The sequence below is a fragment of the Deltaproteobacteria bacterium genome, from assembly GCA_005879795.1.
In the GTDB taxonomy this organism is placed as follows: Bacteria; Desulfobacterota; Binatia; order DP-6; family DP-6; genus DP-6.
In genome coordinates, this window is the sequence record VBKJ01000065.1 from 1 (window position 1) to 4,238 (window position 4,238).

Consider the following 4,238-nt stretch of genomic DNA (forward strand, 5'->3'; position numbering starts at 1 on the left):
GTGCACCGCTTGGCCCCGGTCGGCGTGGCGGCCAGGGGGGTGATCGCGCCGATTGCCTGGCGGCCGCCGCGGAACTGTTCGGAGGCGACCAGGGTGCGCCATGCGAGCTCGGGGAGCCTTGTGTCGCCCGTCTCGGCGAGGTGCTTCAGCATGTGTGGGGGTACGATGCGGAGGAGAAGGTGACGGTGCACGGGAGCCCTCCCACCGGCGATGTCAACGTGGTGCGCGCGGCGTTGACGCACGCTCCGGCACGGCTTAGAAGACCTCGCTTGGTCAGCCCTCGTCCCCGGTGTCTCGGGTTGTCACGCTGAGAACGCCCGCCTACAGCTTCCGGATCCCCCTCCGTTTTCTGCGCGGGAGCTACACGCGGCTGGCGCTCACGGTCATCGCCCTCGCCAGCGGAGTGGCGCTGGTGTGCGCGATCGACCTCGTCAACCGGGCGGTGCTCCGCGGCTTCGTCGAGGTAATCGACACTATGGCGGGGCGGGCCGCGCTGCAGGTGCGCGCCGGCGAGGGCGGTCTGTTCCCCGAGTCCGTCGCCGCGACGGTGTCCGCGGTTCCCGGTGTCGAGCTCGCCGTCCCGCTGGTGAGCGCGTCGGCCTTCACGGCCGAGGACAGCGGCGAGCTGCTGACGATTCACGGGGTCGACATCACCAACGACCGGGCGGTGCGTGTCTACGACGCGCGCGACCAAGGCGGACTCGTGCTGGACGATCCGCTCGTGTTCCTGAGCCAGCCGGACTCGATCGTGCTGACGCGCGCGTTCGCGGAGCGGCGGGGCCTCGCGGTCGACGATCAGCTCTCGCTGGTCACCCCGACCGGCCAGCGCCGCTTCACCATCCGCGCGCTGCTGGAGCCGCAGGGCGTCGCCCGCGTGTACGGTGGCAACCTGGCGGTCATGGACCTGTATGCCGCGGAGAAGGCGTTCACCCGTCCCGAATACATCAACCGGGTGGACGTCGTCGTAGAGCGCGGCGACGAGGTCGCGCGCGTCGCCGATGCGATCGCCGCGGTGCTCCCTGCCGGGCTGCGTGTCGAGGCGCCCTTCCAGCGGAAGGCCGACCTCCACAAGGTGATGCACTCCCTCCAGCTCTTCCTGCAGGGAGTGGGATCGCTCGGTGTGGTGGCGGGGTTCCTGATCGCCTTCAACCGACTGGCGACCCTCTTCGAGCTGCGGGCCTGGCAGCTGGGCGTCATGCGCGCGGTCGGGGTGCGCGAAGGCGCGGTGCGGCGCGAGCTCATGAAGGAGAGCCTGCTGCTGGGCGCGGTCGGTGTGGCAATCGGGATCCCGCTCGGGATCGGGCTGGCGCGCCCGCTCCTCCCCGTCATCGCCGCCACCATGGCGGTCGCCTACAAGCAGGTGGCGCCCGACGCAGAGGTCATGGTGAGCGCCAGCTCGCTGGCTCTCGCAGCCGCCCTCGGCCTGGGAGCCGCGCTGCTGGCGGCGGCGCTTCCGGCCCGCCGCATGGCCGCGCTTGGCATGGCGGCGACGATCCGCGGCCGCGGCGTGGAGCAGCCGGGGGTGAGCAGGAAGTCGGTGTGGGTCCTGCGGGGCCTCGTTGTCGCGGGCATCGTGGCATGCGTCTCGCTGCAATCCGTCACCCGGTCGGCCACCTGGGGCCTCGTGGCCACCGGGTTGATCGCGGCGGCCACCGCGCTCGCGTCTCGCCCGCTCGTGCAGCTCGTGAGCGGGCCACTCCTCCCCGGGCTCCGCTGGGTCGGAGGGCCGAGCGCGCGGTTCGCCGCCGCAGCCCTCGTCCACAACCCGCGCCGGATGGCACTCACCGCCGGGACGCTCGGCGTCGGTCTGGGAACCGTGCTGTTCCTCTGGATGCTGGCGCGCAGCTTCGAGCAGTCGGTAATCGACGGGCTCGGCGGTGCCATGCGCGCCGACCTGGCCGTCACCTCCTCCAACATCGAAGCGGGCTTCATGGAGGCACCCATCGACGACACGCTGGCGGCGGAGGTCCGTGCGATCCCGGGGGTCAAGGCGGTGGCCGGGGAGCGCGTGACCGACTGGCATCACGGCGGCGGCCCGATCGCCATCGACGCGTTCGACCCGGGGTACTTCACCGACCCCGCCTTCGGGCAGCTGCCGCTGCTCGGCCGGCACGCGCCCGACGTGTGGGACGCGATGGCGCGGGGCGAGGCGGTGATCGTCTCGAGCAACTTCGCGCTGCACCTGGGGGTCGACGTGGGCGACACCATCACGCTCGAGACCCCGAGCGGCCCGCTGCCGCTCCGCGTGGCGGGCACCACCATGGTGTTCATCTCGCCGCGTGGGACGATCGAGATGGGCCGGACGCTCTACGAGCGCTTCTGGCACGACCGCCAGATCAACCATCTCTTCGTGCAGGCCGCCCCCGGGGCCGACGTTACCGCCCTGCGCGCGACGATCGCGCAGCGGCTGGGCAGGGCGTACCGCCTCCGCATCCTCTCGTCCCGCGAGCTCATCGATTTCTTCGCGGGCCAGGTGCGGCGCGCCTTCGCCGGGCTGCATATCCTGGCTGGGATGGTGCTGGTGGTCGTGCTCGTGGGGATGGCGGACACGCTCGCCGCCGGCGTGGCGGAGCGCACGCGGGAGCTGGGAATAATCCGCGCGCTCGGCGTGCGACGCCGGTACCTGCGGCGGATGGTCCTGCTCGAGGGCATGCTGCTGGGTGCCCTCGGTCTCGGGCTGGCGCTGGCCGCGGGACTCGCCCTGGGGACGCTCTGGGTCGCCGCGACGTTCCCCTACCTGCTCGGCTGGACGCTGGAGCGCCACATTCCGTACTGGCAGGCGGCACTGGTCGCGATGATCACCGCGGTCGTCTGCCTGGCGGCCGCCCTCGTGCCGGCGCACCGAGCGGCGCGGCTCGACCCCGCGATGGCGCTCCGATACGAGTAGGCGGTGGAGCATGGCAGCGCGGTCGTCCTGGAGCGGGTGAGCAAGTGCTACGGCAGCGGACCCCAGACTGCGTGTGCGCTGACCGACATCAGCCTGGAGGTTCCGGCAGGGGAGTTCCTCGCGGTCATGGGCCCGAGCGGGTCCGGCAAGACCACGATGCTTAATCTCATCGCCGGGATCGATACCCCGAGCAGTGGCCGGGTGGCGGTCGGGGGGCACGACTTGGCCAGCCTCTCCGACGACGCGCGCAGCGACCTGCGCCTGCAGCAGATCGGCTTCGTCTTCCAGACCTTCAACCTCTTCCCGACCTTCACCGTGGAGGAGAACGTCGCCTGGCCGCTCGAGTTTCTCGGGATGGGCGGCCGCGCCGCGCTAGCGCGGGCGGCGGCGGTGCTGGATCAGGTGGGGGTGCAGGTCGCTGCCCGCACGCGGCGGCCCGGGGACCTCTCCGGGGGCGAACAGCAGCGGGTGGCAATCGCACGGGCGCTGGTCATCCGACCGCGCCTCGTGCTCGCGGACGAGCCGACGGGGAATCTCGACTCGCGCACGGGGCAGGCGATCCTCGACCTGCTGCGGGAGCTGAACCGTGCGACGCAGCTCACCGTGATCCTCGTGACTCACAGCCCGGTCGCGGCCTCCTACGGGCACCGGGTCGTCGAGCTGCGCGACGGTCGCATCGTGCGCGAGGGCTCGTCACCCGCGAGCGAAACGGCGGCAGGCTGAGAGGACACCGCGAGGCGATCCAGCCCCCCGGCGCCTTGAAGCGCGACGGCTTCTGCGACGTCGCTGCCGCTCGAGTCGCCTGAACTTCACGGAGTTCTCGGACAGAAGTCGGACCCAGAGAGCATGGTGAGGCACGGCTTCGGCCCGAGCCCTCTCACCTTCGCAGCAGGTGAAAGAGCGCCGGCTCACAAAGCCTACGAGCTCGATGGCATCCTCGCGCACCTCGGTGTGCACGAGCAGTCGCACGGCCGCGCCCGTGGCGGCAGCCCAGGTGAATGTCTGTAGGGAGACACCGACGCCCCCGACCTCAATAATGAGGCGGTCGGGCGCTTTCTCGATGACGTCGCCGGGATGCACCGTAGCTTCCCGCCATCCAGCGTCTGGTCCTCCGGGCCTTTCCCAACGTAATTCGGCCACGAAGCGTCCATCAGTAGACCAGGCCCTCGATCAGACGCAGCACGCCGCGCACACCGAGGGACGACGGCGGGCATTCGCCGCTGCTGATGGCGAGGAGTCGATCGAAGAGCCCCGGGTCTCGGGCGAGCGCATTCACCACCCGGCGGCGAAGCCCGGGGCGCCCGGCGACCGCGAGCACTAGGGCGGTCATCCAATAGTAGGTCCGGCTGAG

At 71.2% G+C, this 4,238-nt stretch carries 5 protein-coding genes; 2 read left to right on the forward strand and 3 right to left on the reverse strand.

The features are described from left to right. A partial coding sequence (locus E6J59_03440; GenBank protein TMB22628.1) for a peptidase M4 family protein occupies positions 1-191 on the reverse strand: 191 nt, incomplete at its 3' end. A gap of 98 nt (positions 192-289) precedes the next feature. Here E6J59_03440 and E6J59_03445 point away from each other — a divergent pair. Then, positions 290-2,887: an ABC transporter permease gene (locus E6J59_03445; GenBank protein ID TMB22629.1), complete on the forward strand. Its 2,598-nt coding sequence runs from the start codon at positions 290-292 to the stop codon at positions 2,885-2,887. A 3-nt stretch (positions 2,888-2,890) separates the two neighbouring features. Then, entirely contained in the window at positions 2,891-3,610 is a 720-nt protein-coding gene (locus E6J59_03450; protein ID TMB22630.1) for an ABC transporter ATP-binding protein, read from the forward strand. Here the strand turns inward: E6J59_03450 and E6J59_03455 are convergent. Beyond that, the gene (locus E6J59_03455; protein TMB22631.1) at positions 3,581-4,027 is read right to left on the reverse strand and encodes a hypothetical protein; all 447 of its coding nucleotides are present in this window, start codon (positions 4,025-4,027) and stop codon (positions 3,581-3,583) included. The two genes, E6J59_03450 and E6J59_03455, sit on opposite strands and share 30 nt — an antisense overlap. Positions 4,028-4,037: 10 nt before the next feature. Continuing rightward, positions 4,038-4,217 carry a hypothetical protein gene (locus E6J59_03460; protein TMB22632.1) on the reverse strand — a complete coding sequence of 60 codons (180 nt, stop codon included), beginning with the start codon at positions 4,215-4,217 and terminating at the stop codon, positions 4,038-4,040. Between the last annotated feature and the right edge of the window lie 21 nt (positions 4,218-4,238).